Source organism: Nocardia sp. NPDC004654 (assembly GCF_040609595.1).
GTDB lineage: Bacteria > Actinomycetota > Actinomycetes > Mycobacteriales > Mycobacteriaceae > Nocardia.
Map to the genome: position 1 here is coordinate 539710 of NZ_JBEXKI010000002.1, position 24544 is coordinate 564253.

Sequence of the window (24544 nt, forward strand, 5' to 3'; positions counted from 1 at the left end):
GGAAAGCCCAGCGTCGCGGGAATCGGCGGTGCGGAACATCCCGCGATCGAGGGGTTCGCGGTGCCGGAATTTCGCTGGACGCGCACCCCCTCATCTGCGGGATGGCGGACACGCGACGGACAGCGGACGATGGCACCCATGACCGGTACGCCCGCCCTCGACGCACTGCTCGCGAGCATCACCGCCGCGCCCGACGCGCACGCGCTGTTCGCCGACACCTCGGCTCGCCTGCGGCGGATCACGCCGTTCGACGCCGCGGTGTGGGTGGCGACCGATCCGGTCAACGGCCTCACCACGGCTCCCGTCCGGGTGGAGAACCTGCACGAGGGCGGTTGCGGAACCTATTGGGAATCGGAGCTTTTCGCCGAACACGTGAATCTGTTCCGGGATCTGGCGGTGGCGAAGGTCCCGGTCGCCGGGCTGCGGGAGGTGACGGGCGACCGGCCCACACTGAGCCCGCTGTACCGCGGTTTCATGCGTCCGCGCGGGTTCGACGACGAACTTCGCGCCGTGTTCCGGGTGGACGGCCAGCCGTGGGGACAGCTGAGCCTGTTCCGTGAGCGCGGACGGCCGCCGTTCCGCGCCGCGGACATCGCCGTGGTCCAGGCGCTCTGCACGCCGATGGCGCAGCGGCTGCGAGCCTTCGGGCTTCCAGCGGTGACGCCACCGTCCGCCGCCACTGCCCCCGGCCTGCTGCTGTTCGGCGCGGGCGGCGAACTGCTGTCGCTCAACGACGAGGCCCGCGACCTGCTAGCCGAGATGCCGCCCGGTCCCGCCGCGCCGACGCCGCTGGGCATCGATCTACCGCTGCCGGTCTGGATTCTGAACACGGCGGGCCGCGCCCGGCTCACCGGCGCGGCCTCGCGGATCCGGGTCCGCACGACCGCAGGGCGCTGGCTGGTATGCCACGCGACCTGCCTGCGCGACGCCGAAGGCCGCACCGGCACAACGGCTCTCGTCATCGAACCCGCGAAACCCGCCGAGGTGGCCGAATTGATCGCCGCCGCCTACGAGCTCACGCCGAGGGAACTGGAGGTGACCGAACTCGTCGCCCGCGGCCTGCCGACCGCCGACATCGCCGCCCGCCTCTTCCTCTCCCCGCACACCGTGCGCGACCACCTCAAGTCGATCTTCGACAAAGCCGGCGTCACCAGCCGCGGCGAACTGGTCGCCAAACTCTTCACCGAACACCGTGAACCCCTCGCCGCCCCCACCACCGTGCGCGTCCTCGACGCGGCGAGCTAGGCACTGTCTCGAAGTCCCATCCGGCGCCGCGGCTCAGATCGCCGCCTGGCCGCGTTGTCGTCGCCACCGATACCACTCCGGTATCGGCTCCTCCTCCGCCTTGCGCGGCGATCTGAGCCACGGATGCATCCGGCTGCCGCATCATCGTCTGTCTGCTCGACGCGGAGTTGATTCCGCGTCGGCGGACGTGCCCCGCACGAGCACGGTCTGGTTACGGGTGGAACACGTAGGCACAACACCCCGTACAGCCCTGTTGACCTGCGTTAACGCGCTTTCATCCCGGTCGATACCCGGGTAAAGTGGCTCGACTCGGAGGCTTGGCGATGCGTGCGGTGGGAATCGTCGGGGTGGTGTGCGCGGTCTGCGCGCTCGTTGTGGGGTGCGGTGGGGAGGCCGACGAAGCGGAGCGTCCGCGGGCGAGCGTCACCATGGGCGAGACGACCGTCGATCGCACACCCGAGATCGCCGAGGCGCCCGCCGCTACCAAAGCACCGCAACCCCGACCCGCGCCGCCGGCGCCCGCTCCCGCACCGCGACCGCCCACCTCACCGGTGCTCGGCACCGCGATCATCGAGACGGTAACGCTCGGCGGCGTCGCGGTGCCCGACGTTCCGGTCAGCGTGCGTCAGATGCGGCCGTGCGATATGGCCCAGCTCGATATTCCGTTGGGCGCCACCGAGATCGCGGGCTGGGACGCGGTCACCGATGCCGAAGGGCGCGCGATGTTCGTGGTTCCGGTCGGCTGCTTCCGGTTCCGGATGGATCCACCGCTCGGCACCGATCCGGTGCCCGAGGGCATGCACTCGTTGTTCGTCACGGCGGCCGGTCAGGTCGTGACCGGTCAGCTGCGCTTCAACGATCCGGCCCCCGCCGCGTGTGCCGCCGAGACCATCGTCGACGAGCTGGACGACGTGGGCGACCTGACCGCCGACGGGGCGACGGTCAGCGAATGTGACGGCACCTGGGCGGTGATCGTCTGGGACGTCCCCGGCGACAGCCAGCGCATCGTCCACCGCACAGCCGACGGCTGGCGCACCTACGTCGCCTTCCCGCACGACGTCTGCTGGTCCACGGCCGCCGCCGACGGCGTCCCCGCCCGGCTCGAGTCCTACTTCCAGCCCTGCTGAACCTTCTCCGAACCAGTTACCCGCGCCACGGCTGGGCACGGCCGCCTACAGGGCCTGGCCTCTTGCGAGGCGTACAAGATTTCAGGTCGTGAGCCAGATGGCTTCCGCGGCGGGGCGACCGAGGTCGGTCGTGGCGTCGCCGTCGCCGATGCGGATGGCGATGGTGCCCGCGAAATCGCGGCGTTCGACGACGGCGATGGCGGTGTCCAAGGCGATGCCGACGGAGTCGAAGTAGCGCAGCATGTCCGGGTCGGAGTCGGAGATGCGGGCGACGCGCCCGGCCTGGCCCGCTTCGAAATCGCTGAGCTGGCGCGCGGGCGGTGTCGGCACCGCGCCGTCCACCGACGGGATGGGGTCGCCGTGCGGGTCGCGGTCCGGATAGCCGAGCTTGGCGTCGATGCGGGCCATGAGCAGTTCGGAGACCGCGTGCTCGAGCACCTCGGCCTCGTCGTGTACCTCGTCCCAGCCGTAGCCGAGCTCGTTGACCAGGAACGTCTCGATCAGCCGGTGCCTGCGCACCATGGCGACCGCGGCGCGGCGACCGTGCTCGGTGAGGGTGATCGATCCGTAGCGTGCGTGTTCGACCAAGCCCTGGTCGGCGAGTTTGCGCACGGCTTCGGAGACGGTGGAGGCCGAGACGCCGATGCGCTCGGCGAGCAGCTTCGTCGAGACCTTCTCCTGCGACCACTCCTGTGCGGTCCAGATGACCTTCAGGTAGTCCTGGGCGACCGAGGTCAGCTCCGGCGCCAGCGTGGCGGTGCTGCCGTGCGGCTCGCCCGGCGCGGAGCTGTCGGTCAGCTCGCGGCGGGTGGCGATATCTCGTTTACCGGGCACATACCCGAGCTTATGCATTTCCGTCGCGATTCACACAGTCGGACGCCGGGATGCGGCGAACTCGTTCGCCACTCGTGTTCCGCCCGTCGCGGACCGGCCATCTCGCTGCCATTTCGAGCGTGGAATCGCAGGTCGCGGACGCGGTCGTCGATGCCATCCGACGGTGCGGAGCGCGACAGAATTCAGTGGAAGTTCATGCGCCCTCGGCCGATTCGAGCCGTCCTCGGCGGCTACGTCGACGAGCGCGTCGTGCGCAAGCCGCCGCGCGACTCGCGCCGCGCGGCGACCCGTGCTCGAGCGCGAAGACGCATGGACGGCGCGCGGCGGAGGCGCGTCGAGAACCATTCGATCGCAGGCCGCGCGCGAAAGTATCGAGGGAATCGGACATGGCCCCGGTGGACGGCGGGCAAGCGTTCTGTGACATCTGGTACGCCCGAATACTGTTCGGACCTCGACTTGCGTAGGCTGCGAACGTGCAGAGATGGCGAAGTCTCGACGAGGTGCCCGCGGACTGGGGACGGTGCGTGCTCACGATCGGCGTGTTCGACGGAGTGCATCGCGGTCACGCGCAGTTGATCAGCCGAGCGGTGAAGTCCGCGGCCGCGCGCGGTGTCCCCTCGGTGTTGATGACCTTCGACCCGCACCCCATGGAGGTGGTGCGGCCTGGTTCGCACCCCGCGCAGCTGACCACCTTGACCCGGCGCGCGGAACTGGTCGAGGAACTGGGCGTCGACGTGTTCTGCGTGATGCCGTTCACCCAGGAATTCATGAAGCTCACCCCCGGCCGCTATGTGCACGACCTGCTGGTCGAGCGGCTGCACGTCACCGAGGTCGTGGTCGGTGACAACTTCACCTTCGGCAAGAAGGCGGCGGGCACCGTCGAGACCATGCGCGAACTCGGCGAGCGCTTCGGTTTCGAGGTCGACGGCGTCAAGCTGCTCGCCGAGCACGCGGTGACGTTCTCCTCCACCTACATCAGGGCCTGTGTCGACGCGGGCGACATGGCCGCGGCCGCCGAGGCGCTCGGCCGACCGCACCGCGTCGAGGGCGTGGTGGTGCACGGCGACGGGCGCGGCCGCGAGCTCGGCTTCCCCACCGCCAACGTCGCCCCGCCCATGCACGCCGCGATTCCGGCCGACGGCGTCTACGCGGGCTGGTTCACGGTGCTCGGCCCCGGGCCGACGATCGGCACGGTCACTCCCGGTGAGCGGGCGATGGCCGCCATCTCGGTCGGCACCAATCCCACCTTCTCCGGCCGCGCCCGCACCGTCGAGGCGTACGTCATCGACGGCGAGGCCGACCTCTACGGCCAGCACGTCGCGGTCGACTTCGTCGAGCACCTGCGCGGCATGCGCAAGTTCGACACGATGCACGACCTGATCGAGGCGATGGGCCGCGACGTCGAGAACGCGCGCAAGGTGCTCACCGCCGTCGACGCGGAAGCCCCGTCAGGCACCGAGTCCTAGGTCGGTCGCCCGAGTTCAGTCGAGCGCTGTGTCCTGAGCGCCGTCGGACGTGGCGGAGGGTTCCTCGGTGGGCACCGTCCAGCGGTAGATCTGACCGTCGCGCAGTTCGTAGGAGACCGGCGGCGCGCTGGTCGGATTCGCCGCGATGTGCGCGAGGACCCTGGTGCGCCCGCGGATCGTGTCCGGGCCGTCGGTCCACCGCAGATACGGGTGCAGCAGCGGGCGTAACGCCGCGTAGTCCTCGCGGGCAAGGGTGTCCAACACGTCGCGCACGGCGGGGTCCATGGCTCGATTGCAACACGTCGATCCGGCGCCCGCACCGCGATTGGGTTCGCGCGAGACGCTCCGGTAGGGTGGATCCTCGGGTTTGCTGCGGTCCGCGGTGGCGCCCGCCCCGGGTAACCGGAACCTTCGAACGCGGAACTGAGAAACAGGAGTGGATGCCACGTGGCGCTGACCACCGAGCAGAAGTCGGCGATTCTCGCCGAGTACGGCCTGCACGAGAAGGACACCGGTTCGCCGGAGGCGCAGATCGCGCTGCTGTCCAAGCGGATCGCCGACATCACCGAGCACCTGAAGAAGCACAAGCACGACCACCACACCCGCCACGGCCTGATGGCGCTGATCGGTCGTCGCAAGCGCCTCTCGAAGTACCTGCAGGACAACGACATCGAGCGCTACCGCTCGCTGATCGAGCGCCTGGGTCTGCGCAGGTGATCTCCCGCCGCGCCCACGGCGCGGCGTAATTCCCGGCTTCCGCGCCCCGCGGTCCAACGACCGCGGGGCGCGGACCGCGAATGCCGCGGGATTCCATCTCCCGGATCGCGCTGTGCTCCCCGCGCCCGCGGGGATGAGCCGGGGTTCGACGGCCTCGAGCGAGGCGGTGGGTCCCGGCGACACGCTGCCTACCAGAGGCGGTGGTCACATCGCCAACGGCGAGACGTACAATCTCCCCGTTGGCTATTTGTGTATGAGGGGTGGAGAGCATCCCGTCGTACGACAACATGGACAGCCGTATGCACCCGCCCGCGTGGCGTCGGTCTTCGGTAGTGGCCTCCCGGCGTCGCCGGCGGGCTTCGATCGATGACCGCCTCCGCGTCGCCGCGTCCAAGGGGATTCGGCCGGGTGTGCGCGTCGCAGCCAGGAGGGTTGCCGCGCGTCCGTACCCGGGTACGGCTGACGACAGCCGGTTCGCGCCACCGCGCGCTCGAGCCGGCGAGACGAGAGGTTGAGAGAAGAGAATGTCCGAAACAACTGAACGCAAGTCCTCGGCCGTAGAGGTCGAGCCGGGTGTGTTCGAATCCGTCGCGCTGATCGACAACGGTTCCTTCGGCACCCGCACCGTGCGTTTCGAAACCGGTCGGCTGGCCCGCCAGGCCGCCGGTTCGGTCGTCGCCTACCTGGACGACGAGACCATGCTGCTGTCGGCGACCACCGCGAGCAAGTCGCCGAAGGATCAGTTCGACTTCTTCCCGCTGACGGTCGACGTCGAAGAGCGCATGTACGCCGCGGGCCGCATTCCCGGCTCGTTCTTCCGTCGCGAGGGCCGTCCGTCCACCGACGCGATCCTGACCTGCCGCCTGATCGACCGCCCGCTGCGTCCGTCGTTCGTCGACGGCCTGCGGAACGAGATCCAGGTCGTGGTCACCGTAATGAGCCTGGACCCGAAGGACCTGTACGACGTGGTGGCGATCAACGCCGCGTCCGCGTCCACCCAGATCGCGGGCCTGCCGTTCTCCGGCCCGGTCGGCGGCGTGCGCGTCGCCCTGATCGAGGGCCAGTGGGTCGCGTTCCCGACCGTGGAGCAGCTCGAGAGCGCCGTGTTCGACATGGTGGTCGCGGGTCGTGTCGTCGAGTCCGGTGACGTCGCGATCATGATGGTCGAGGCCGAGGCGACCGACAAGGTCATCGAGCTGATCGAGGGCGGCGCGCAGGCGCCGACCGAGGCCGTCGTCGCCGAGGGCCTGGAGGCCGCCAAGCCGTTCATCGCCCGCCTGTGCCGCGCGCAGGCCGACCTCGCCGAGCTGGCCGCCAAGCCCACCGGCGAGTTCCCGCTGTTCCCGCCCTACGAGGCCGACGTGTTCGAGGCCGTGGAGGGCACCGCCAAGCGCGAGCTGAACGAGGCGCTGAGCATCGCCGACAAGCAGGAGCGCGAGGCGAAGATCGACGAGATCAAGCTCGACGTGCTCTCGCGCCTCGGCGACGACTTCGCGGGTCGCGAGAAGGAGCTGGGCGCCGCCTTTCGCTCGGTCACCAAGAAGCTGGTGCGCCAGCGCATCCTGACCGACGGTTTCCGTATCGACGGCCGTGGCCTCGCCGATATCCGCGCGCTGTCCGCGGAGGTCGCCGTGGTGCCGCGCGCGCACGGTTCGGCGCTGTTCGAGCGCGGTGAGACCCAGATCCTGGGCGTCACCACGCTGGACATGGTGAAGATGGCGCAGCAGGTCGACTCGCTCGGCCCGGAGACCTCCAAGCGCTACATGCACCACTACAACTTCCCGCCGTTCTCCACCGGTGAGACCGGTCGCGTCGGTTCGCCGAAGCGTCGCGAGATCGGCCACGGCGCGCTGGCCGAGCGGGCGCTGATCCCCGTGCTGCCCAGCCAGGAGGAGTTCCCGTACGCGATCCGTCAGGTCTCGGAGGCGTTGGGCTCCAACGGTTCCACCTCGATGGGCTCGGTGTGCGCCTCCACCCTGGCGCTGCTGAACGCCGGTGTGCCGCTGAAGGCCCCGGTCGCCGGTATCGCGATGGGTCTGGTCTCCGACACCGTCACCAACGACAAGGGCGAGGACGAGGTCCGCTACGTCGCGCTGACCGACATCCTCGGCGCCGAGGACGCGTTCGGCGACATGGACTTCAAGGTCGCGGGCACCCGCGAGTTCGTCACCGCGCTGCAGCTCGACACCAAGCTGGACGGCATCCCCTCGCAGGTGCTCGCCGGTGCGCTGAGCCAGGCGCACGACGCTCGCACCACGATCCTGGACGTGATGGCCGAGGCCATCGCCACCCCGGACGAGATGAGCCCGTACGCGCCGCGCGTCACCGCGATCAAGATCCCGGTCGACAAGATCGGCGAGGTGATCGGCCCCAAGGGCAAGGTCATCAACCAGATCACCGAGGACACCGGCGCCAACATCTCCATCGAGGACGACGGCACCGTGTTCGTCGGCGCGACCGACGGCCCGTCGGCGCAGGCCGCGATCGACGCGATCAACGCCATCGCCAACCCGCAGCTGCCGAAGGTCGGCGAGCGCTTCCTCGGCACGGTCGTCAAGACCACTGCCTTCGGCGCGTTCGTCTCGTTGCTGCCGGGCCGCGACGGTCTGGTGCACATCTCGAAGCTGGGCAACGGCAAGCGGGTCGCCAAGGTCGAGGACGTGGTGAACGTCGGTGACAAGCTGCGCGTGGAGATCGCCGACATCGACAACCGCGGCAAGATCTCGCTGATCCCGGTCGACGAGAGCGCCGAGGAGTCCGCCGCCACGGATGCCGTCGACGCCGAAAACGAGTAGTACTTGTCGGTGTGACGAAGAAGAAGACGGCAACCCCCCTGCTCCCGACCGGGCAGGGGGGTTCGTCACTACAGCGGCGGGTGGACGAGGCGCGGATGGCGGATACCGGCGTGCGGCGCACGGTGCTACCGGGTGGACTGCGGGTGGTCACCGAGCACGTGCCGGGTGTTCGGTCGGCCTCGATCGGCGTCTGGGTGGGCGTCGGTTCGCGCGACGAAGGGCGCACGGTCGCGGGCGCGGCGCATTTCCTGGAGCACTTGCTGTTCAAGGCGACTCCGACCCGCAGCGCGTTGGACATCGCGCAGGCCATGGACGCGGTCGGAGGTGAGCTGAACGCTTTCACCGCCAAGGAGCAGACCTGCTACTACGCGCACGTGCTCGACGAGGATCTGCCGCTGGCGGTCGATATGGTCTCCGACGTCGTGCTCAACGGGTTGTGCCGTTCGGTGGACGTGGACGTCGAGCGGCAGGTGGTGCTCGAGGAGATCGCCATGCGCGACGACGATCCCGAGGACCTGGTCGGCGACGCCTTCCTCACCGCGCTGTTCGGCGACCATCCGATCGGCCGCCCGGTGATCGGTTCCGTGGAGTCCATCGAGGCCATGCAGGCCGGTCAGCTGCGGGGTTTCCACGTTCGCAGGTACCGGCCGGATCGGATGGTCGTCGCGGTCGCGGGCAATGTCGAGCACGACCACACGGTGGAGCTGGTGCACCGTGCGTTCGAGAGCCGCTTGGATCCGGAGGCGCAACCGGCGCCGCGCAGGGAGGGCAGGTTTCGGCCGCACGGCGACCCGGAATTGCAGTGGAACCACCGCGACAGCGAACAGGCACACCTCGCATTCGGCGTTCGCGCGTTCGGCCGCCACGAGGGTGATCGCCGATGGCCGCTGTCGGTGCTCAACACCGTCGTCGGCGGCGGGCTGAGTTCCCGTCTGTTCCAAGCGATCCGGGAGGAGCGCGGCCTGGCGTACTCGGTGTACTCCAGCGTGGACACCTTCGCCGACACCGGCGCGTTCTCGGTGTACATCGGCTGCCAGCCCGAAAACCTCGGCAAGGTCGCCGGTTTGGCGCGCGGTGTGCTCGAGGAGGTCGCCGAGCACGGCATCACCGACGCCGAATGCGCCAGGGCCAAGGGCTCGCTGCGCGGCGGATTGGTTCTGGGACTGGAGGATTCGGCGTCGCGGATGAACCGGATCGGGCGCAGCGAACTGAGCTACGGCAATCACCGCAGCGTCTCGGAGACGCTGGCCCGGATCGACGCGGTCACCACCGAAGAGGTCACCGCCATCGCCCGTACCCTGCTAGCCCGGCCGTTCGGAGCCTCGGTCGCCGGACCCTACCGCCGCACCCGTGACCTCCCCGCCGCGGTACGCCGCCTGGTCGATCACTGACCGCCGCGTCCGCGTAAGCTGTCGCGCGGTCGGCCGAGAGCCAGGACCACGCGGGCGCGATGCTGGCCGCCGCGCCGGAGTGGGTGGACGCTCATCTGACCGCCGCCGAGTTGTACGGAATGATCGGCGACCACGATCAGGCTCGTTTTCACGCCAGGCGGGCGGCCACGCTGGATCCGTACGACGAGCGCGGCCCGCTGATGCTCGCGCGGGCGATCGCCGACAGCGGAGCCGACCGGCTGTCCCGCGCCGAGGCGCGGGACCTGCTCGAGGCTGCGGTGGCGTGGTCACCCGACGATCCGTGGGTCTACGGCCACGCCGCGGAAACCGCCCTGCGCCTTGGCGATTACCCGATGGCGCGGCCGTGGGTCGAGGCCGGTCTGGCGCTCGCGCCGCAGGACACCCGACTACTGCTGGCACAGGCGCGGATGAGTACTCTGCGCCACCAGCGCCGGACCGCCTTCCGTGTCGTGCGCGGCCTCCTCGACGATCGGCCCGGTTCGAGTGAGGCCCTGGTGCTGCTGGAGCAACTCGTGTGGCAGGCGTTGCTGCGTCTGGCCGCGTGTGTATGGGTGTACTCGGCCGTCGTCACGGTGGTCTCGGCATGGGCCGGGCCAGGTGTGCTGCGCCTCGTCGTGCTCGGCTGCGGAGTGGCGATCGCCTTCGAGCTCGAGTCCCGCGTGGCGCTGATGCTACCGCCGCGGCAGCGGCTCCGTGGCGGTGTCGGCGTCGCGCGGCTCGTGCTGGTCTCGGCGCTGGTTCTCGTGTGTATCGCCGATTGGCGGCTCGGAACTCGTGAGGCGGCGGTGGTGCGGCAGGCGCCTTCTCGGATATCGGCGTGCTTGTACTGAAGTCGAGGGGGTAGCGTGCGGTCGACGAATGCTGCGGAGGGGGAGTCGATGCGCACGGCATGGGAGGCGGTGACGCGGGCGCGGGCCGCGCGCGAACTGGATCGGTTGCCGGAGGCGCGGCGAATTCTCGGGGAGGCGCTGGCGGCGGCGCCGGAGGATCCGGTGGTGCTCGCGGAACTTGCCGATGTCGAGTATCGGCTGGACGATCACGCCGCGGCGCTGCGTCATGCGCGAGCGGCGATCGCGGCGAATCCGGACCGGGTCGATCCCTACCTGACGGCCGCTCTCGTTCACCACTACGAAGACGAGCGAGACGAGGCGTTGCGATACGCGCGCGCCGGGGTGGGGCGCGCGCCGCACGACGTCGGCGCGCTGCTCGTCCTCGCCCGGGTCATCGTCGGTGGGCCGATGACGGACGCGATGCGCGCCGAGGCTCGCACGGCGTTGGAGAGCGCGTGTGGTTACGCGCCGCAGAACGCGGACGTCCTCGCCCACGCCGCCGAAAGCTATCGAAACCTGCCGGATTCGGCCGAGGCGCGCCGCCACGTGGAGCGGGGCCTCGCCGAGGACCCGGCGCACATCGGCTTGCTCGCACTGCGCGCCCGGCTGGAGTTCGCGGACTTCTCCACCAGAGACAAGGCGGTGGCGACGCTACGCGGCCTGCTCGGCGCCAGCCCGAACCACGCACCCGCGCGGCGGCTCCTCGCCGAGATCATGTGGCGGGCGCTGCTGCGGCTGGCGGTCTGGGTGTGGTTCTTCGCGTGCGCGGTCGCCGCGCTCGCGATGTGGGCTGGTCCCGGCGTACTGCGAGTGGTGACCCCGGTGCTGTTCGTCATCGTGCTCGTCGCCTGGTTCCGGGTGTTCCGCCACCTGCGTAGGCAGCTGCCGCCGCGTTATCTGCGAGAACGGTTGCTGCGCCGCCCCGAAGCGCTGCTCGGCCTGTGCGTGTTGTTCTTCGCGAGCCTGCTGGCGGATCTCGGCGCGGTGGCGTTGCGGGTGGTGGCGGGCGTGGGCTACGCGCTGCTGATCGTCGGGGTGCTCGGGGCGAGTCTGGCGCATCTGATGCTGTTCGCGGGGTGGCTGCGCCGCTTCCGCGACGAGACCGACCGCGACGCCGCGGACAGCTATGCCCTGTTCACCGTCATCGCGGTGGTCGGCTTCGGCTTCGTGGTGCTCGGCGTGCTCGGGGTGCTGCGGTCGTGGGCGCGCGCGCCGGAGGCCTATCCGGTCCTCGCGGGGCTACTCGGCATCGTGGTGGTGACGTTGCTGGCGGAGTCGCTGATCGTCTTCCTGACGGGGCCGAGGGACTGGCGACGGCCGGTGGCCTATTGCACCGTGCTGCTGACCTTACTGGCCCTCGCCGTGCTGGGGACCCGGTGGAGTTTTCTGTGGATGGCGTCCGAGACGTTCACCGGATCGGATTGACCCGACGGTCCGGCGTGGTCGGGGAGCCTCGGCCGTCGCGCCCTTGCTGCTCGGCGGGGCGACCGAGCCGTCAGAGGTGCGTGTGGGCTGCCGCGTGTGTACTGGTCTCCGGGGGCGATCGAGCCCGTCAGCGATGCACCGCGGCTGTCGCGCTGTCGTGGGCGCGATTGGCGGCGTCGACCACCACGTCGAGTAGTCCGGGGAGCGCGGCGTCGAGGTCTTCGGTGCGCAGCCGCTGACAGGTCTGGCCATCGATGAGGAGGCGCTCGATGACGCCCGCCTCACGCAGGATCTTGAAATGGTGGGTCGCGGTGGATTTGTTGATCACGTCGTATAGGGCGCCGCAGCGCACCGCGGTACCGGCGTTCCGCAGTCGGCGCACCATCTCCAGGCGAACCGGATCCTGCAAGGCGCCGAGCACGGTGGGCAGCGGTGCGATGGGCGGAGCGGCTTCGGTGGCGTCGGTCATGATCTACCTCACTCGGGGGTTTGATGATCATCGAACCGGGTTGTATGGTCGATGGAGTTCGATCAATATCAAACTTACCTGATCGGGGTTATCGATGGCAGCGCCGATGGCAGTGGCCGCCGACGAACAGACCACGCAACGCTGGGCCTACGGGCTGGTACTGGTCGCCAGCGGCGTGGCGCTCGGCGTGTCGGGCGTGCCCGCGCCGTTGTACGGGATCTACGAAACGCAGTGGCACTTCACGCCGCTGACCACCACCATCGTCTTCGCCGTGTACGGCGTCGCCGCGCTCGGCGCGGTGCTGGTCTCCGGTCGCATCTCCGATGTGGTGGGCCGAAAGCCGGTGCTGCTCGGCGCTTTCGCCACCATGATCGCCGGCCTGGTGGTGTTCGTGCTCGCCGACTCGGTCCCGATGTTGTTGCTGGCCAGGGCATTGCACGGGATGGCCGTCGGCTCCACCGTCGTGGCGGGCGCCGCCGCGCTGCTCGACCTGCGTCCGCATCGTGGCGCGCGGTCGGGGCAGCTCAGCGGCGTCGCCTTCAATGTCGGTATGGCCGTGGCGATTCTGGGTTCGGCGCTGCTCGCTCAATACGCGCCGCATCCCTTGCGCACGCCCTACGTCGTCATCACGGTCGTCTGCTTGGCGATCGCCGCGGGCGTGCTCGCCCTGCGCGAACCGCACGGCGCCAGGCAGGCCGGACGCATCCGCATCGCGAAACCCGCTGTGCCCCACGAGATCCGCGCGGACTTCTGGTTCTCCGCGATCGGCGTGATGGCCGCCTGGTCGGTGCTCGGCGTGCTGCTCTCGCTGTACCCGTCGCTGGCCGCGCAGCAGACCGGCATCCACAACCTGGTCTTCGGCGGCGCGGTCGTCGCATCGACCGCCCTCTCCGGCGCGACCGCCCAGCTGTTCGCGACCGGCATCCCGGCCCGCAGGGCCGCCATCCTCGGCGACACCGGCATGGCGCTGGCCCTGCTGCTCACGGTGCCCGCACTGGCCACCCACAGCTGGGTCGCGGTGCTCGGCGCCGGCGTTGCCCTCGGCGCCACCTTCGGCCTCGGCTTCGGCGGATCGCTACGGCATCTGTCCAACGTCGTGCCACCCCACAAGCGCGGGGAGACGATGTCGGCGTACTACCTGCTGGCGTATTCGGCGATGGCGTTGCCGACGATCCTGGCAGGCTGGGCCGCGACAACCTGGGGCCTGAAGACGGTGTTCCCGTGGTTCGTGGGAGTGGTCGCGATGGCGTGCCTGGTAGCAGCGGCGCTGGGCCTGCGCGGAAGCCGCGAGAAAGCGATCGAGCCGGTGTAACTCCGAACCAGACCCTACAGTCACCCGGCCCTCCCCAAATCCCGCACAAGTGGGTCATCCCACACAGGGTTCGCACTCCTCACACAGGCGCTGGCTATGTGACGCGTACACCGGGTGTGTGGGAGCAGGTGCGGCGGTGGGGACCCGGCGCGTCAGGGTGTGGCGGTTCGGTCAGGTATTTCCACGGGGGTCTCGTGTACCGTCAGCCATTGGTATGCACCGGTGGTGTCGTCCGGCGTGCGCAGCACCGCTGTCACTCGACGTGAGGACTTGTCGTCGTCGGTGAGGTGCTGCTCCAAGAATCGCACCAGCACGTGCTCGCCGAAGCGGGCGAGCTCGGTGACCTCGGAAATCTCGATCCGCAATCCGGGCCGCGCATTTCGCGCTTCCCGCAACCCAGCCAGCAGTGCATCGCGCTCGAGGAGCGCGCCGGAAACGCTGACCATGGAGAACTGCTCATGCTGCGCCGCGGCGAACCGTTCGAAGACCTCGAACGGTGCGGGCGACCCCAGCCAAGCGGCGAGGTCGGCGTGCAGTGAGTCGATCGAGTCCTTGACGTCCACTTCCGCATCATACGAAAGCCGCTGCCGCGCTTCACATGCCGCGCGGCAGCCCACCGGCTGCGCGGCGTACCGCAATCGGGCTACCATGCAGCTCATGCGATGGTGGGGGAGGTTGGGGCGCCGGTTGCACCGTGCGGCGTTGCTGTTCGCGGTGCTCGCCGCGGTGCTCGGTGGATTGGCCGTCGCCGGGTTGACCTGGTGGTTGTTGTGGTTGGGGCTCGGCGCCGAGGCCGAGACGCCGAATCAGGTGGATCTCACCAAGATCGCGCTGTCGGTGACGGCGGGCGTCGGCGGCGCGGTGGCGTTGGTCGTGGCATACCGGCGGCAGCGGGATCTGGAGCGCGGCCGGTTCGCCGAACTGTTCGGGGCGGCGGCGCGGCAGTTGGGCGACGAGGATCCGGCCGTGCGGCTCGCCGGTGTCTACGCGATGGCCGGTGTGGCGGACGAGTTCTCGGCACCCGTGCGACGGCAGCAGTGCGTCGACGTGCTGTGCGGGTACCTGCGCCTGCCCTACGAACCGGACGACGGAGCCAACCATCTGATCTCGCGCGCCGAGACCGCGCAGGAATCGGGTCGCGAGATCGAGCGCGTCTACCGGGTGCGGCACAACGATCGTGAGGTGCGCGGCACCATCGTCCGCGTGATCGCCGCACACCTGCGGCCGTACGGCGAAGCATCCTGGTCGCGCTGCGATTTCGACTTCACCGGCGCGGTTCTGGAGAACGCCGACTTCGAGGCGACCGAATTCGCGGGGCGTCGGACCACTTTCACCGGTGTGCGATTCGTCGGCGACCGCTCGGCCGATTTCAACCGGGCCCGCTTCACCGGCCAGCACGTGACTTTCCGCGACGCCCTCTTCACCGTTCCGATCGCACACTTCGGTAGCGCCGAGTTCCGTACGGCGCGAACCACCTTCGACGGAGCGACATTCAAGAGCCCGCAGACCCGTTTCGACGAAGCGACCTTCGCGGGCCCGCGCACCGGCTTCATCGGAACCCGTTTCCTCGGTGCCCGATCATCCTGGCGGGCAGCCGCTTTCCAGGCCGAGCGGACCTCCTTCGCGCAGGCGACCCTGGACGGCGAGCACGTCTCCTTCGAGGAGGCGGTCTTCTCCGGCCAACACCTCGCGTTCACCGCGACACAGCTCTACGCCACGACCGTCAGCTTCGAGGAAGCCAAGCTGGGCGCCGCCCCGCGCCTGCGTGGCCGCGGCACTCGAGAGATCGATTTCGTCGGAGCGGAATTCCACGGCGCGGTGAGCTTCGCCCGCAGCACCATCGCCGGACGCGCCGCCGATTTCCGCGAGGGCGATTTCTTCGGCGAGATCTCCTTCGCCGCGACCCGCTTCACCGCGGGCGAAACCGATTTCGACCGGCCGAAGGCGTGGGTGGGCGTGCGTTTCGATTGGGACGACAATCCCACCGGCAAACCGACTTCCGTCAAGCCGAATCCGTGGCCGCCGGTCCCGGAATCCGCACCCACGCCGAGCGCATGACGTGCGGGTGGCCTCTCCGAGGAATTCCACCCGCCGCTGGAGCGTACTGCGGCCGTAACCCAGCGGCGAACGCCGCGTCGATCGACGGACGCCGCCAGGTTACGCCCCACGCTGTGCACTCGGCTTCAGGCCGCTACTCCGGCCAACCGCCGTACGGAACGGTGATCAACTCCATGAAGTGACCACTCGGGTCGAGGAAGTACACCCCGCGCCCGCCGTCGTTGTGGTTGATCTCGCCGGGCGCCTGCTGGCGCGGATCGGCCCAGTGCGCCAGCCCGTAGCGCTGGATCTTGGCGTAGGCCGCGTCGAACTCGGCCTCGGAGACCAGGAAGGCGTAGTGCTGGGGTTGGATCTCGGGGTCCTCGCCCGGCACGACCGCGAAGTCGAAACCGACGCCGTGGCTCATCCGGAGCTCGATGAACGGACCCCACTCCTTGCCTACTTCCAGGCCCAGGATGTCGGCCCAGAATTCCGCCGAAACTCGATTGTCGCGGCAGCCGACGATGGTGTGATTGAACTGAATGGACAGTGGATTTCTCCTCGAATCGTGACGGTCCCGACCCTGGGCTCGGTACAAGGCGGCCTACAGGAGCACCGTCACGTCGATCGACGATAGCGGTCGATTCCCGGTCTCGCCAACCCCCGGTTACCGGGGCTGTTCGCGCCCGACCGAGTTTCGGCGGTGCTGGCTCCGCTCGGGGCCGTGCCCGGTAGCGTCGCAGCCATGAAGATTCGTGGGGCGGTCCTGGAGCGGATCGCGGCGCCGGTACCGTTCGCCGAGTCGGCGCCGATCAATGTCTGTGAGCTGGAGCTCGGCGAACCCGGTCCGGGCGAACTGCTGGTGCGGATCGAGGCTGCTGGGCTGTGTCATTCCGACCTCTCGGTCGTGGACGGCAACCGGGTGCGGCCAGTGCCCATGCTGCTCGGCCACGAGGCCGCGGGCCGCGTCGAGGCGGTCGGCCCCGGCGACGGCGACATCGCGATCGGACAGCGCGTGGTGATGACCTTCCTGCCGCGCTGCGGCGAGTGCGCGGGCTGCGCGAGCGAGGGCCGCACACCGTGCGTGCCAGGCAGCGCGGCCAACAACGCCGGAGAGCTGCTCAACGGCGGACGGCGGCTGCGGCGCGCGGGCGCGGAGGTGCATCACCACCTCGGTGTCTCCGCGTTCGCGACGCACGCCGTGGTGGACCGTCGCTCGGTGGTCCCGGTCGACGACGACGTGCCGCCGGAGGTCGCGGCCGTGCTCGGTTGCGCGGTGCTCACCGGCGGTGGCGCACTGCTGAATTCGGCGCGTCCGGGGCCCGCGGACCGGATCATGGTGGTCGGTCTCGGCGGGGTGGGCATGGCCGCGGTGCTCGTGGCGGTCTCGCTGGGGGCGAAGGACGTGATCGCCGTCGACACCGTCCCCGAAAAATTGGCGCTGGCAAAGGATCTCGGCGCCACTGCCGCCTACACCCCCGCGGAGGTCGCCGAGCAGGGCGTGCAGGCCGAGGTGGTGATCGAGGCCGCGGGCAACGTGCGCGCGTTCGAGACCGCGGTAGCGGCGACCGCGGCGGGCGGCACCACCGTCACCGTCGGTCTGCCCGCCCCCGACGCCCGCGCGAGCATCTCCCCGTTGGCGTTGGTGGCGCAGGGGCGCTCGATCGTCGGCAGCTACCTCGGCTCCGCGGTGCCCTCGCGGGACATCCCCGAGTACGTGCGGATGTGGCGGGAGGGTCGGCTTCCGGTGGAGCGGCTGGTGTCGGCGCACATCGGGTTGGACGAGATCAACCGGGCCATGGACGAACTCGCGGCCGGACACGCGCTGCGGCAGGTGATCGTCTTCGACTGACCGGTGACGGTCGTCACCACCTCGTCGCCGGTAGCTCGTTCCTTACCCGGACGTGCGTATTCGACCGAAAAGTAGGAACTTGTCGGCCACCCGCGGCCCCGCGCAGACTCGCCTTCGCAAGGGACGAAACAGCTTGGGAGGCAAGATGACCGACGAGACACGCGGGCCCGTGACCGTGCTGGGTCTCGGTTCGATGGGCAGCGCGGTGGCCGCGGCGTTCGTCGCGGCCGGGCACCCGACCACCGTGTGGAATCGCACCTCTGGCAAGGCCGCGCCGCTGGTGGCACTGGGCGCGACGCACGCGGCGACGATCGACGAGGCGGTCGCGGCGAGCCCGTTGATCGTCTCGGTGCTCACCGGATTCGAGGCCACCCTGGACGCGCTCGCCCCGGCGGGTGCGGCGCTGGCCGGACGCGCCCTGATCACGCTGAACAGCGGCACACCGGCGGGCGCGCGGGATGTCGCCGCATGGGCCGACGCGCACGGTGCGCGGTTCCTCGGCGGCGCGATCAAGAACGTGCCCGCGGCCGTCGGCGCCGCCGACACGCTGCTGTACTACGGCGGCGACCGCGGCGTGTACGACGAATACCGTTCCGTCCTGGGCGTTCTCGGCGGCGAGAACGTCCACCTGGGTGCCGAACCCGATCTCGCCGCGCTGTACGAGGCGGCCGTCGGCGCGACGCTGTTGCCGACCCTGCTCGGGTTCTTCGAGGGCGCCGCGGTGCTCGCCTCGCGCGGTATCGAAGCCCGCGCGATGGTGCCGTACTCCACCAAGTGGCTGCGGATGATCGAGTCGCTGCTGCCGCTGCTTGCCGAGGAGATCGACACCGGCGACTACACGAAGCTCGGTTCCTCGGTCGGGCTGTTCCACGACACCATCGACAGCGACGTGCGGATCGGTGTCGAAGCGGGCGTCGACATGTCGTGGCACGCGCCGATGGCGGAACTGCTGCGCCGCGCGATCGCGCGCGGGCACCGCGAACACAGCGTGACAGCGCTGATCGAGGTGCTCAAGACCCCGGCGGCGTAGCTTCCGCGGTATCCATCGCGTCCACGAAACGGCTTAGCAGCCTGGTGAATTCGGCGCGTTCGCGCTCGGTCCAGTCGGCCATCGCGGCTGCGGTCGCCGTCGCGCGACGCCGGTGGGCTTCGCTGAGAATCCGGTCGCCGAGCGCGGTCGGCCGCAGCACCGCCCGGCGGCCGTCGTGCTGGTCGGCGACCCGCTCCAGCCAGCCCTCCGAAACTGCCTGGGCGACAAGCCGGCTCGCGCGTGGCTGGTCCACGCCGAGGGCCGGGGCCAGCGCTCCGACGGTGGCGTCTTCGAGGGACGACACGGCGTCGAGGACGCGGAAAACCGCAGGGGGAACCCGACTCTCGCCCGCCAGCGCGCCGCGCGTCTGCCTGCGCCGGATTCGGACCATTGCGGCCGCGACCGCCTCGGTGCACGCATCGCGCTCTTCCATCGAACTCATCTCCATGTCAGACTACATATAGATGTAATTCTACATGTATATGGAGGGCCCGATGGCCGAGCGCAGAATCGGATACCTGCTGAAGGAACTCGACCGCCTGATCGAAGCGCGGTTCGACGACGACCTCGCGGTGGGCGGGCTGAGCCGACGGCACTGGCAGTTGCTGCATTCGCTGTCCGAGGGGCCGCGCTCGGCGGCGGAGTTGCGCGAGGCGCTGGCTCCTTTCTGGAAAGCCCAGGGGGAGTGGGCCATCGAGATCCGCGCCTTGTCGTCGGCTGGCCTGGTCGCCGCGGACGCCGATGCGCTTGCCCTGACTGTCGCAGGCCGGGCGATCCACGACGCCACCTTCCTCCGCATCGGCGATCGCCGCCGCGCGATGGCGCGGGGAATCGGACCCGATCAATTCGCGACCACCCTGCGGGTCTTGGAACGGATGATCGGAAATCTGGCCGTCGCAAGCTAGGGGGGGATCCGCAAGGGAGTGGACTTGCTATCCGAAGCGGGAGGCCCTGGACATAGCCATATGGGGCTATGCGCATCAATTGATGGATCGACCCGTATGGCACATCGGCGGCTGGACGACAGCGCCGCCGCACCTTGCCACGCGGCTGGCGCGAGCGGGTGGAAACCCGGGGCGGTGCGGTCCACACACCCCTCGATAGGCTTGCCGCAACACCAGCGGAACGAGGAGGTGCGGTGACCATTCGGGTCGGAGTGCTCGGAGCACGCGGGAAAGTCGGTCAGGCGATCTGCGCGGCGGTGCAGGCGGCGGACGATCTGGAACTGGTCGCGGAGGTCGACAAGGGCGACGCGCTGGAGACGTTCACCGAGAGCGGCACCCAGGTCGTCGTCGACTTCACCCACCCCGACGTGGTGATGGGCAACCTGAAGTTCCTGGTGGAGCACGGCATTCACGCTGTCGTCGGCACCACCGGCTTCGACGACGCGCGGCTCGCCGAGGTGCGCGGCTGGCTGGCCGAGCGTCCCGAGACCGGCGTGCTGATCGCCCCCAACTTCGCCATCGGCGCGGTGCTGTCCATGCGCTTCGCCGAGCAGGCCGCGCGGTTCTTCGAATCCGTCGAGGTCATCGAGTTGCACCACCCGAACAAGGCCGACGCGCCGTCCGGCACCGCCTACCGGACCGCGGGCCTGATCGCCGAGGCCAGGGAGCGCGCGGGCGTGGGCCGCAGCCCCGACGCGACCACCACCGAACTGGAGGGCGCGCGCGGCGCCGACGTCGACGGCGTGCGGGTGCACTCGGTGCGGCTGGCCGGACTCGTCGCGCACCAAGAGGTGCTCTTCGGCACCCAGGGCGAGACGCTGACCATCCGGCACGACTCGATCGACCGCTCCTCCTTCGCCCCGGGCGTGCTGCTCGGTGTCCGGGAGATCGGCGGTCGGCCGGGCCTGACCGTGGGGCTCGATCCGTTCCTGGACCTGTGAACGCCGAACAGCCGAAGGCATGCCCGTGAACGCCGAACAGCAGGCCAATGCCGGCCGAGGTGAGATCTTCCGCGTCGTGGGTCTCATCGCGGCGCTGGTGTTCGCGCTGGGGTTCTATTTCCTGCTGCTCGGCCGAATCGCGTTCGCGCTGATCGGTTCCGGCGAGGCGGCCGGAATCGCGATGGGCGTCGGCGTGCTGCTGCTGCCGATTCTCGGCGTGTGGGTCACGGCCGCCACCGTGCGTGCCGCACTGGCCCACCAGCACCTGGCCCGACGCATCCACGAGGAGGGTCTGGAACTGGACACCTCCACGCTGGCGCGGCGACCGTCCGGTCGCATCGAGCGCGGCGCGGCCGATGAACTGTTCGAGCAGGTGAAGCGGGAATGGGAGGCCGACCCGGACAACTGGCGGGTCTCCTACCGCTTGGCCCGCGCCTACGACTACGCGGGCGACCGCACCAGGGCCCGCGAGACCATGCGCCGCGCGGTGGCGCTGGAGAAACTGGAACGCGAGCAGCGCGAAGGGTAGCGAAACGTGGCCCGACTGTTGATCATTCACCACACCCCGTCCCCGCACATGCAAGCGATGTTCGAGGCGGTGGTGTCCGGCGCGACCGACCCGGAGATCGAGGGCGTCGAGGTGGTGCGCCGCGCCGCACTGGCCGTCACCGCGCCCGACGTGCTCGAGGCCGACGGCTACCTGCTCGGCAGCCCCGCCAACCTCGGCTACATGTCGGGTGCGCTCAAGCACGCGTTCGACACGTTCTACTACCCGTGCCTGGATTCCACGAAGGGCCGCCCGTTCGGCCTGTACCTGCACGGCAACGAGGGCACCGAGGGCGCCGAGCGCGGGGTCGACCGGGTGACCACCGGCCTCGGCTGGGTGAAGGTGGTTGCGCCGGTGGTGGTTTCGGGGCCGCCGTCGAAGGAGGACATCGAGCGCTGCTGGGAGCTGGGGGCGACCGTCGCGGCGCAGCTGATGGGCTGACGTGGGTGACCACGGACCTGTCGGCCCCGATTTTTGGTGTCTGACCACCGGGCGCCCGCGGCGGTCATACTGCGTGGTGACGTTGTAGCGGGGGGACTGTGGGCGATTTGCTCGGGATGGGAGTGTCGAGGGTGACGTGGGCCGACGGCGGCGAGAGAGCGGTGCGACGGATCGGGCTGGTCGAAGACCACGAATCGGTCGCGATCGGTCTCGCCGCGATGCTTGCGCCGGAGCCTGACCTCGATCTGGTGTGTACGGCCGGAACGGTGCCGGAGCTGCTCGCGGCGGCCGGACCGGCTCCGGCGTTGGACCTGGTGGTGCTGGATCTGCGCCTCGCCGACGGCTCCGCGCCGGAGGACAACGTGCGCGCGCTGCGCGAACGCGGCATCGAGGTGCTGGTGTTCACGGGCGCCGACAACGCCTTCCTGGTCCGTTCCGCGGCCCGCGCCGGTGTACTCGGGGTGGTGCGCAAATCCGAGGACGTCCCGACGGTCGTGGCGGCCGTGCGGCGCGCCGCCTCGGGTCAGCAGGTCGTCACCACCGACTGGGCCGCCGCCATCGACGGCGACCCGCAACTCTCCGATGTCGGTCTGAGCCCGCGCCAGGAGGAAGTGCTCACCCTGTACGCCTCGGGTGAGAAGGCCTCCCGCGTGGCGCGCCTGACCGGTCTGTCCGAGCAGACCGTCAACGACTACCTCGGCCGCATCCGCCAGAAGTACGCCGACGCGGGTCGTCCCGCCCCGACCAAGACCGACCTCTACAAGCGCGCCGTGGAGGACGGATGGCTACCGGTTCCCGAGCGGCATCCGCGCGGATGATCCCGTCCAGCGCGCTGGACACCGCATCGACCGCACTCGAACCCGGACCCGACTCGACGTCGGCGTGCCGGTGGCGTCGACTGCTGCGTGTGGTGGGCGGAAGCGACATCGACGAGGCCGCCTCGGACCGGATCCTGCGCAGGCTCGGACTGACCTTCGGCATCGCGGGGATGATCGCCGCGGTGGTCGAGCTGCCGGAGATCGCCGATCAGAGTCGCTTCGCACCGTTCGGCTGGACCGTGCTCGCGTTCGTGCTGGCCTTCGGGCTGTTCCCGGTGCTCGCCGTGGTGTCGGTCGGCATGAGCAGGTACGTCATCCAGTCCGTCGCGGGCGCAGCGGCGATCGGCTACGTCGTCGCGATGGCGCTGATCCCGTTCGCTTACCGCCAGCCGGCGACCGACGCCACCTCGGTGTGGCTGTACCGGGTGTTCGCGCTCGGCGTGCTCGCGGCGGCGCTGGCGTGGCGGCCGCTGGTCGCGGTGGGCTATCTGATCGTCGGCGGCGCGGTGGCGGCTGTCGCCAACAAGTACGTGGTGCCGGACGGATCGACCTTCGCGCTGCTCGGTGATTTCGCGCGATCGGTCGGGTTGTGCGCGCTGTTCCTGTGGTGCGCGGTCTATGCCAGGGCGGCGGCCGCCCGAGTCGACCGGGAGTCGGCGATCGCGAGCAGCCGGGCCGCCGCCGTGGCGGGCGCCGCGGCGCGAGACCGGGAGCGGGCCCGTTTCGCGGCGCTGATCCACGACGCGGTGCTCTCGACGTTGCTGGACGCCTCGCGCACCGGCACCGATTCGCCGGTGCTGCGCAAGCAAGCCGAGCGCACACTCGCCCAGCTCGACCAATTGCGCGGCGGCGAGACCGAACCCGACCGGCTGAACGCGCAGGGCGCGGTCGGTTTCCTGCGCGCGGCGGTGCACGAGGTCAATCCGGGCATCGGGTTCAGCGCGCGGCGCTGGTCGGGAGTGGACGACCTGCGGCTGCCGGTGGACGCGGCGGGAACGATCGCCGCCGCGCTGGCCGAGGCGATGCGCAACAGTCTGCGGCACGGCACGGTGCCAGGGCGCACGGTGCAGCGCACCGTCACGGTCACGGTGAGCGCGGGCGGCATCCGGGTGGTCTTTCGCGACGACGGCGCGGGTTTCGACCCGGGCAGGGTGCCCGCGGACCGGCTCGGCATCTCGGTGAGCATCCTGGGTCGCATGCGGCAGCTGCCCGGCGGCGCGGCGTTCGTCGAATCGCAGCCGGGAGAGGGCACGTCGGTGACGCTGGTGTGGGGTAGCGATGGTTGACGCCGATTCCAACCTAGGGGTGCGTGATCTGCTCGGTCTGCGCGACGCGGCGGCCTGGCTGTTCCTGCTCATCCTCGAGGTGACCATCGTCCTGTACATGGTCCGCAACTTCTCCGACGCGTCGCCGTTCGCCGCCGTCACGGGGCTGATCCTGCTCGCGGTGGCGGGCCTTTTGGTGCTGGTCATCCCCGTGGATCCCTTGCCATGGCCCGCAACGGTTTTCGTGGCCGCGTCCGGGCCGGTGGCGACCGCGTTGACCACCACGCACATCGAGCAGGGCTGGTCGAAGCCGGTCTGGTCGGCGTTCGCCTCCTCGTACGTGCTCGCGGTGCTCGTGTTGCGCGGCAGGCTCGGCGCCGCGTGGCTCGGTGTCGCGGGCGTGGCCGTTGTGGTCGCTGCCGTCGGCGCAACGGCCGGGCTGCGCGGCGGGTTCATCGCCGGGACCGTCGTGCCGATCGCGACGGTCGCCGGAGTCTCGGTGTGCGCCGCGATCATGCGACCAACCCAGCGCTCACTGCGTCTGCTGCGCGAGGAAGCGACCATGCGCGCGGCGGCCGAGGCCACCATGGCCGCGGAGAACGGCGAACGCGATCGGCAGCTGGCCAGGCTGGACAAGGTGGCGCGGCCGATTCTGGAGCGCATCGCCGACGGCGTCGAGCTCACCGCCGCCGAGCGCGAACAGTGCCGACTGCTGGAAGCCGAACTGCGCGACGGCCTGCGCGCGCCCCAGCTGGTCACGGACGAACTCAGCAGCGCCGCCCGCGGCGCGCGGTCCCGCGGCGTGGAGGTGGTGCTGCTGGACGACGGTGGTTTCGCCGGTGTGCCGCGCTGGGTGCGGCAACGGGTGATCGACGCCGCGATCAAGGAATTGGACGCGGCGAACGCGGGCACGGTCACCGTCCGCGTGCTTCCGATGGGCCGCCGCATCCTGGCGACGGTCCTCGCCAACGCCCCCGCCACCGCCCGCCGCACCGAGATCGACGCGGCGGGCGAGGTCACCGTCACCACTTGAGTCC

General features: G+C 70.0%; 25 protein-coding genes. 19 read left to right on the top strand and 6 right to left on the bottom strand.

Annotation, left to right across the window (positions count from 1 at the left end; genetic code table 11):
- Positions 1-138: 138 nt before the first annotated feature.
- Entirely contained in the window at positions 139-1245 is a 1107-nt protein-coding gene (locus tag ABZV58_RS08250; protein ID WP_354999468.1) for a LuxR C-terminal-related transcriptional regulator, read from the top strand.
- A 323-nt stretch (positions 1246-1568) separates the two neighbouring features.
- Positions 1569-2372: a hypothetical protein gene (locus ABZV58_RS08255; RefSeq protein WP_354999469.1), complete on the top strand. Its 804-nt coding sequence runs from the start codon at positions 1569-1571 to the stop codon at positions 2370-2372.
- A gap of 81 nt (positions 2373-2453) precedes the next feature.
- On the opposite strand, the gene ABZV58_RS08260 is transcribed toward ABZV58_RS08255, so the two are convergent.
- Positions 2454-3224: a metal-dependent transcriptional regulator gene (locus ABZV58_RS08260; protein ID WP_354999470.1), complete on the bottom strand. Its 771-nt coding sequence runs from the start codon at positions 3222-3224 to the stop codon at positions 2454-2456.
- Positions 3225-3679: 455 nt separating this feature from the next.
- Here ABZV58_RS08260 and ABZV58_RS08265 point away from each other — a divergent pair, with 455 nt between their 5' ends.
- Positions 3680-4672 (top strand): bifunctional riboflavin kinase/FAD synthetase, encoded by a 993-nt coding sequence (locus tag ABZV58_RS08265; protein WP_354999471.1) that lies wholly within the window; start codon positions 3680-3682, stop codon positions 4670-4672.
- Positions 4673-4687: 15 nt separating this feature from the next.
- On the opposite strand, the gene ABZV58_RS08270 is transcribed toward ABZV58_RS08265, so the two are convergent.
- Positions 4688-4957: a nuclear transport factor 2 family protein gene (locus ABZV58_RS08270; RefSeq protein ID WP_354999472.1), complete on the bottom strand. Its 270-nt coding sequence runs from the start codon at positions 4955-4957 to the stop codon at positions 4688-4690.
- A gap of 162 nt (positions 4958-5119) precedes the next feature.
- Between ABZV58_RS08270 and rpsO the strand changes: the two genes are divergently transcribed.
- The 5 genes from rpsO (at position 5120) to ABZV58_RS08295 (ending at position 11851) form a co-directional block, all read left to right on the top strand.
- Entirely contained in the window at positions 5120-5389 is a 270-nt protein-coding gene (gene rpsO, locus ABZV58_RS08275) for a 30S ribosomal protein S15 (protein WP_067782467.1), read from the top strand.
- A gap of 524 nt (positions 5390-5913) precedes the next feature.
- Positions 5914-8184 (top strand): polyribonucleotide nucleotidyltransferase, encoded by a 2271-nt coding sequence (locus ABZV58_RS08280; protein ID WP_354999473.1) that lies wholly within the window; start codon positions 5914-5916, stop codon positions 8182-8184.
- A 95-nt stretch (positions 8185-8279) separates the two neighbouring features.
- Positions 8280-9575: a pitrilysin family protein gene (locus ABZV58_RS08285; RefSeq protein WP_354999852.1), complete on the top strand. Its 1296-nt coding sequence runs from the start codon at positions 8280-8282 to the stop codon at positions 9573-9575.
- A 59-nt stretch (positions 9576-9634) separates the two neighbouring features.
- Positions 9635-10426 (top strand): tetratricopeptide repeat protein, encoded by a 792-nt coding sequence (locus ABZV58_RS08290; protein ID WP_354999474.1) that lies wholly within the window; start codon positions 9635-9637, stop codon positions 10424-10426.
- Between the two features lie 48 nt (positions 10427-10474).
- On the top strand, positions 10475-11851 hold the full coding sequence (locus tag ABZV58_RS08295) for a hypothetical protein (RefSeq protein WP_354999475.1): 1377 nt from the start codon (positions 10475-10477) through the stop codon (positions 11849-11851).
- Positions 11852-11978: 127 nt separating this feature from the next.
- Here ABZV58_RS08295 and ABZV58_RS08300 read toward each other — a convergent pair whose 3' ends face one another.
- Positions 11979-12320, bottom strand: coding sequence for a helix-turn-helix transcriptional regulator (locus tag ABZV58_RS08300; RefSeq protein WP_354999476.1), 342 nt, complete (start codon positions 12318-12320; stop codon positions 11979-11981).
- A gap of 94 nt (positions 12321-12414) precedes the next feature.
- On the opposite strand from ABZV58_RS08300, the gene ABZV58_RS08305 reads away from it, so the two are divergent.
- Positions 12415-13632 (top strand): MFS transporter, encoded by a 1218-nt coding sequence (locus ABZV58_RS08305; protein ID WP_354999477.1) that lies wholly within the window; start codon positions 12415-12417, stop codon positions 13630-13632.
- A gap of 152 nt (positions 13633-13784) precedes the next feature.
- Here the strand turns inward: ABZV58_RS08305 and ABZV58_RS08310 are convergent, their stop codons facing one another.
- Positions 13785-14195, bottom strand: a complete 411-nt coding sequence (locus ABZV58_RS08310) for a hypothetical protein (protein WP_354999478.1) — start codon at positions 14193-14195, stop codon at positions 13785-13787.
- Between ABZV58_RS08310 and ABZV58_RS08315 the strand changes: the two genes are divergently transcribed.
- Positions 14185-15690 (top strand): pentapeptide repeat-containing protein, encoded by a 1506-nt coding sequence (locus ABZV58_RS08315; RefSeq protein ID WP_354999479.1) that lies wholly within the window; start codon positions 14185-14187, stop codon positions 15688-15690. The two genes, ABZV58_RS08310 and ABZV58_RS08315, sit on opposite strands and share 11 nt — an antisense overlap.
- A 133-nt stretch (positions 15691-15823) precedes the next feature.
- Here the strand turns inward: ABZV58_RS08315 and ABZV58_RS08320 are convergent, their stop codons facing one another.
- Positions 15824-16219 carry a VOC family protein gene (locus ABZV58_RS08320; RefSeq protein ID WP_354999853.1) on the bottom strand — a complete coding sequence of 132 codons (396 nt, stop codon included), beginning with the start codon at positions 16217-16219 and terminating at the stop codon, positions 15824-15826.
- A gap of 195 nt (positions 16220-16414) precedes the next feature.
- Here ABZV58_RS08320 and ABZV58_RS08325 point away from each other — a divergent pair, with 195 nt between their 5' ends.
- Both ABZV58_RS08325 and ABZV58_RS08330 read left to right on the top strand, forming a co-directional pair.
- Positions 16415-17521 (top strand): zinc-binding dehydrogenase, encoded by a 1107-nt coding sequence (locus tag ABZV58_RS08325; protein WP_354999480.1) that lies wholly within the window; start codon positions 16415-16417, stop codon positions 17519-17521.
- A 145-nt stretch (positions 17522-17666) separates the two neighbouring features.
- On the top strand, positions 17667-18551 hold the full coding sequence (locus ABZV58_RS08330; RefSeq protein ID WP_354999481.1) for an NAD(P)-binding domain-containing protein: 885 nt from the start codon (positions 17667-17669) through the stop codon (positions 18549-18551).
- On the opposite strand, the gene ABZV58_RS08335 is transcribed toward ABZV58_RS08330, so the two are convergent.
- Positions 18532-18993, bottom strand: a complete 462-nt coding sequence (locus ABZV58_RS08335; RefSeq protein ID WP_354999482.1) for a MarR family winged helix-turn-helix transcriptional regulator — start codon at positions 18991-18993, stop codon at positions 18532-18534. The two genes, ABZV58_RS08330 and ABZV58_RS08335, sit on opposite strands and share 20 nt — an antisense overlap.
- 52 nt (positions 18994-19045) lie before the next feature.
- Here ABZV58_RS08335 and ABZV58_RS08340 point away from each other — a divergent pair, with 52 nt between their 5' ends.
- The 7 genes from ABZV58_RS08340 to ABZV58_RS08370 all read left to right on the top strand — a co-directional run bounded on the left by ABZV58_RS08340 (position 19046) and on the right by ABZV58_RS08370 (position 24540).
- Positions 19046-19456 carry a MarR family transcriptional regulator gene (locus ABZV58_RS08340; protein WP_354999483.1) on the top strand — a complete coding sequence of 137 codons (411 nt, stop codon included), beginning with the start codon at positions 19046-19048 and terminating at the stop codon, positions 19454-19456.
- Positions 19457-19689: 233 nt separating this feature from the next.
- The gene (gene dapB / locus ABZV58_RS08345; RefSeq protein WP_354999484.1) at positions 19690-20436 is read left to right on the top strand and encodes a 4-hydroxy-tetrahydrodipicolinate reductase; all 747 of its coding nucleotides are present in this window, start codon (positions 19690-19692) and stop codon (positions 20434-20436) included.
- 25 nt (positions 20437-20461) lie between these two features.
- The gene (locus tag ABZV58_RS08350; protein WP_354999485.1) at positions 20462-20965 is read left to right on the top strand and encodes a hypothetical protein; all 504 of its coding nucleotides are present in this window, start codon (positions 20462-20464) and stop codon (positions 20963-20965) included.
- Between the two features lie 6 nt (positions 20966-20971).
- On the top strand, positions 20972-21424 hold the full coding sequence (locus tag ABZV58_RS08355; RefSeq protein ID WP_354999486.1) for a flavodoxin family protein: 453 nt from the start codon (positions 20972-20974) through the stop codon (positions 21422-21424).
- Positions 21425-21555: 131 nt separating this feature from the next.
- Entirely contained in the window at positions 21556-22242 is a 687-nt protein-coding gene (locus ABZV58_RS08360; RefSeq protein ID WP_253798495.1) for a response regulator transcription factor, read from the top strand.
- Positions 22206-23528, top strand: coding sequence for an ATP-binding protein (locus tag ABZV58_RS08365; protein WP_354999487.1), 1323 nt, complete (start codon positions 22206-22208; stop codon positions 23526-23528). Before ABZV58_RS08360 ends, ABZV58_RS08365 begins: the two co-directional genes overlap by 37 nt.
- Positions 23521-24540, top strand: a complete 1020-nt coding sequence (locus ABZV58_RS08370; RefSeq protein WP_354999488.1) for a hypothetical protein — start codon at positions 23521-23523, stop codon at positions 24538-24540. Before ABZV58_RS08365 ends, ABZV58_RS08370 begins: the two co-directional genes overlap by 8 nt.
- Positions 24541-24544 lie beyond the last annotated feature (4 nt).

Excerpts from the sequence above, each read along its gene's own strand:
- ABZV58_RS08250 (WP_354999468.1), top strand. The coding sequence starts at position 139 with ATGACCGGTACGCCCGCCCTCGACGCACTGCTCGCGAGCATCACCGCC.
- ABZV58_RS08255 (WP_354999469.1), top strand. The coding sequence starts at position 1,569 with ATGCGTGCGGTGGGAATCGTCGGGGTGGTGTGCGCGGTCTGCGCGCTC.
- ABZV58_RS08260 (WP_354999470.1), bottom strand. The coding sequence starts at position 3,224 with ATGCATAAGCTCGGGTATGTGCCCGGTAAACGAGATATCGCCACCCGC.
- ABZV58_RS08270 (WP_354999472.1), bottom strand. The coding sequence starts at position 4,957 with ATGGACCCCGCCGTGCGCGACGTGTTGGACACCCTTGCCCGCGAGGAC.
- ABZV58_RS08280 (WP_354999473.1), top strand. The coding sequence starts at position 5,914 with ATGTCCGAAACAACTGAACGCAAGTCCTCGGCCGTAGAGGTCGAGCCG.
- ABZV58_RS08285 (WP_354999852.1), top strand. The coding sequence starts at position 8,280 with ATGGCGGATACCGGCGTGCGGCGCACGGTGCTACCGGGTGGACTGCGG.
- ABZV58_RS08290 (WP_354999474.1), top strand. The coding sequence starts at position 9,635 with ATGCTGGCCGCCGCGCCGGAGTGGGTGGACGCTCATCTGACCGCCGCC.
- ABZV58_RS08295 (WP_354999475.1), top strand. The coding sequence starts at position 10,475 with ATGCGCACGGCATGGGAGGCGGTGACGCGGGCGCGGGCCGCGCGCGAA.
- ABZV58_RS08300 (WP_354999476.1), bottom strand. The coding sequence starts at position 12,320 with ATGACCGACGCCACCGAAGCCGCTCCGCCCATCGCACCGCTGCCCACC.
- ABZV58_RS08305 (WP_354999477.1), top strand. The coding sequence starts at position 12,415 with ATGGCAGCGCCGATGGCAGTGGCCGCCGACGAACAGACCACGCAACGC.
- ABZV58_RS08325 (WP_354999480.1), top strand. The coding sequence starts at position 16,415 with ATGAAGATTCGTGGGGCGGTCCTGGAGCGGATCGCGGCGCCGGTACCG.
- ABZV58_RS08330 (WP_354999481.1), top strand. The coding sequence starts at position 17,667 with ATGACCGACGAGACACGCGGGCCCGTGACCGTGCTGGGTCTCGGTTCG.
- ABZV58_RS08335 (WP_354999482.1), bottom strand. The coding sequence starts at position 18,993 with ATGAGTTCGATGGAAGAGCGCGATGCGTGCACCGAGGCGGTCGCGGCC.
- ABZV58_RS08340 (WP_354999483.1), top strand. The coding sequence starts at position 19,046 with ATGGCCGAGCGCAGAATCGGATACCTGCTGAAGGAACTCGACCGCCTG.
- ABZV58_RS08365 (WP_354999487.1), top strand. The coding sequence starts at position 22,206 with ATGGCTACCGGTTCCCGAGCGGCATCCGCGCGGATGATCCCGTCCAGC.
- ABZV58_RS08370 (WP_354999488.1), top strand. The coding sequence starts at position 23,521 with ATGGTTGACGCCGATTCCAACCTAGGGGTGCGTGATCTGCTCGGTCTG.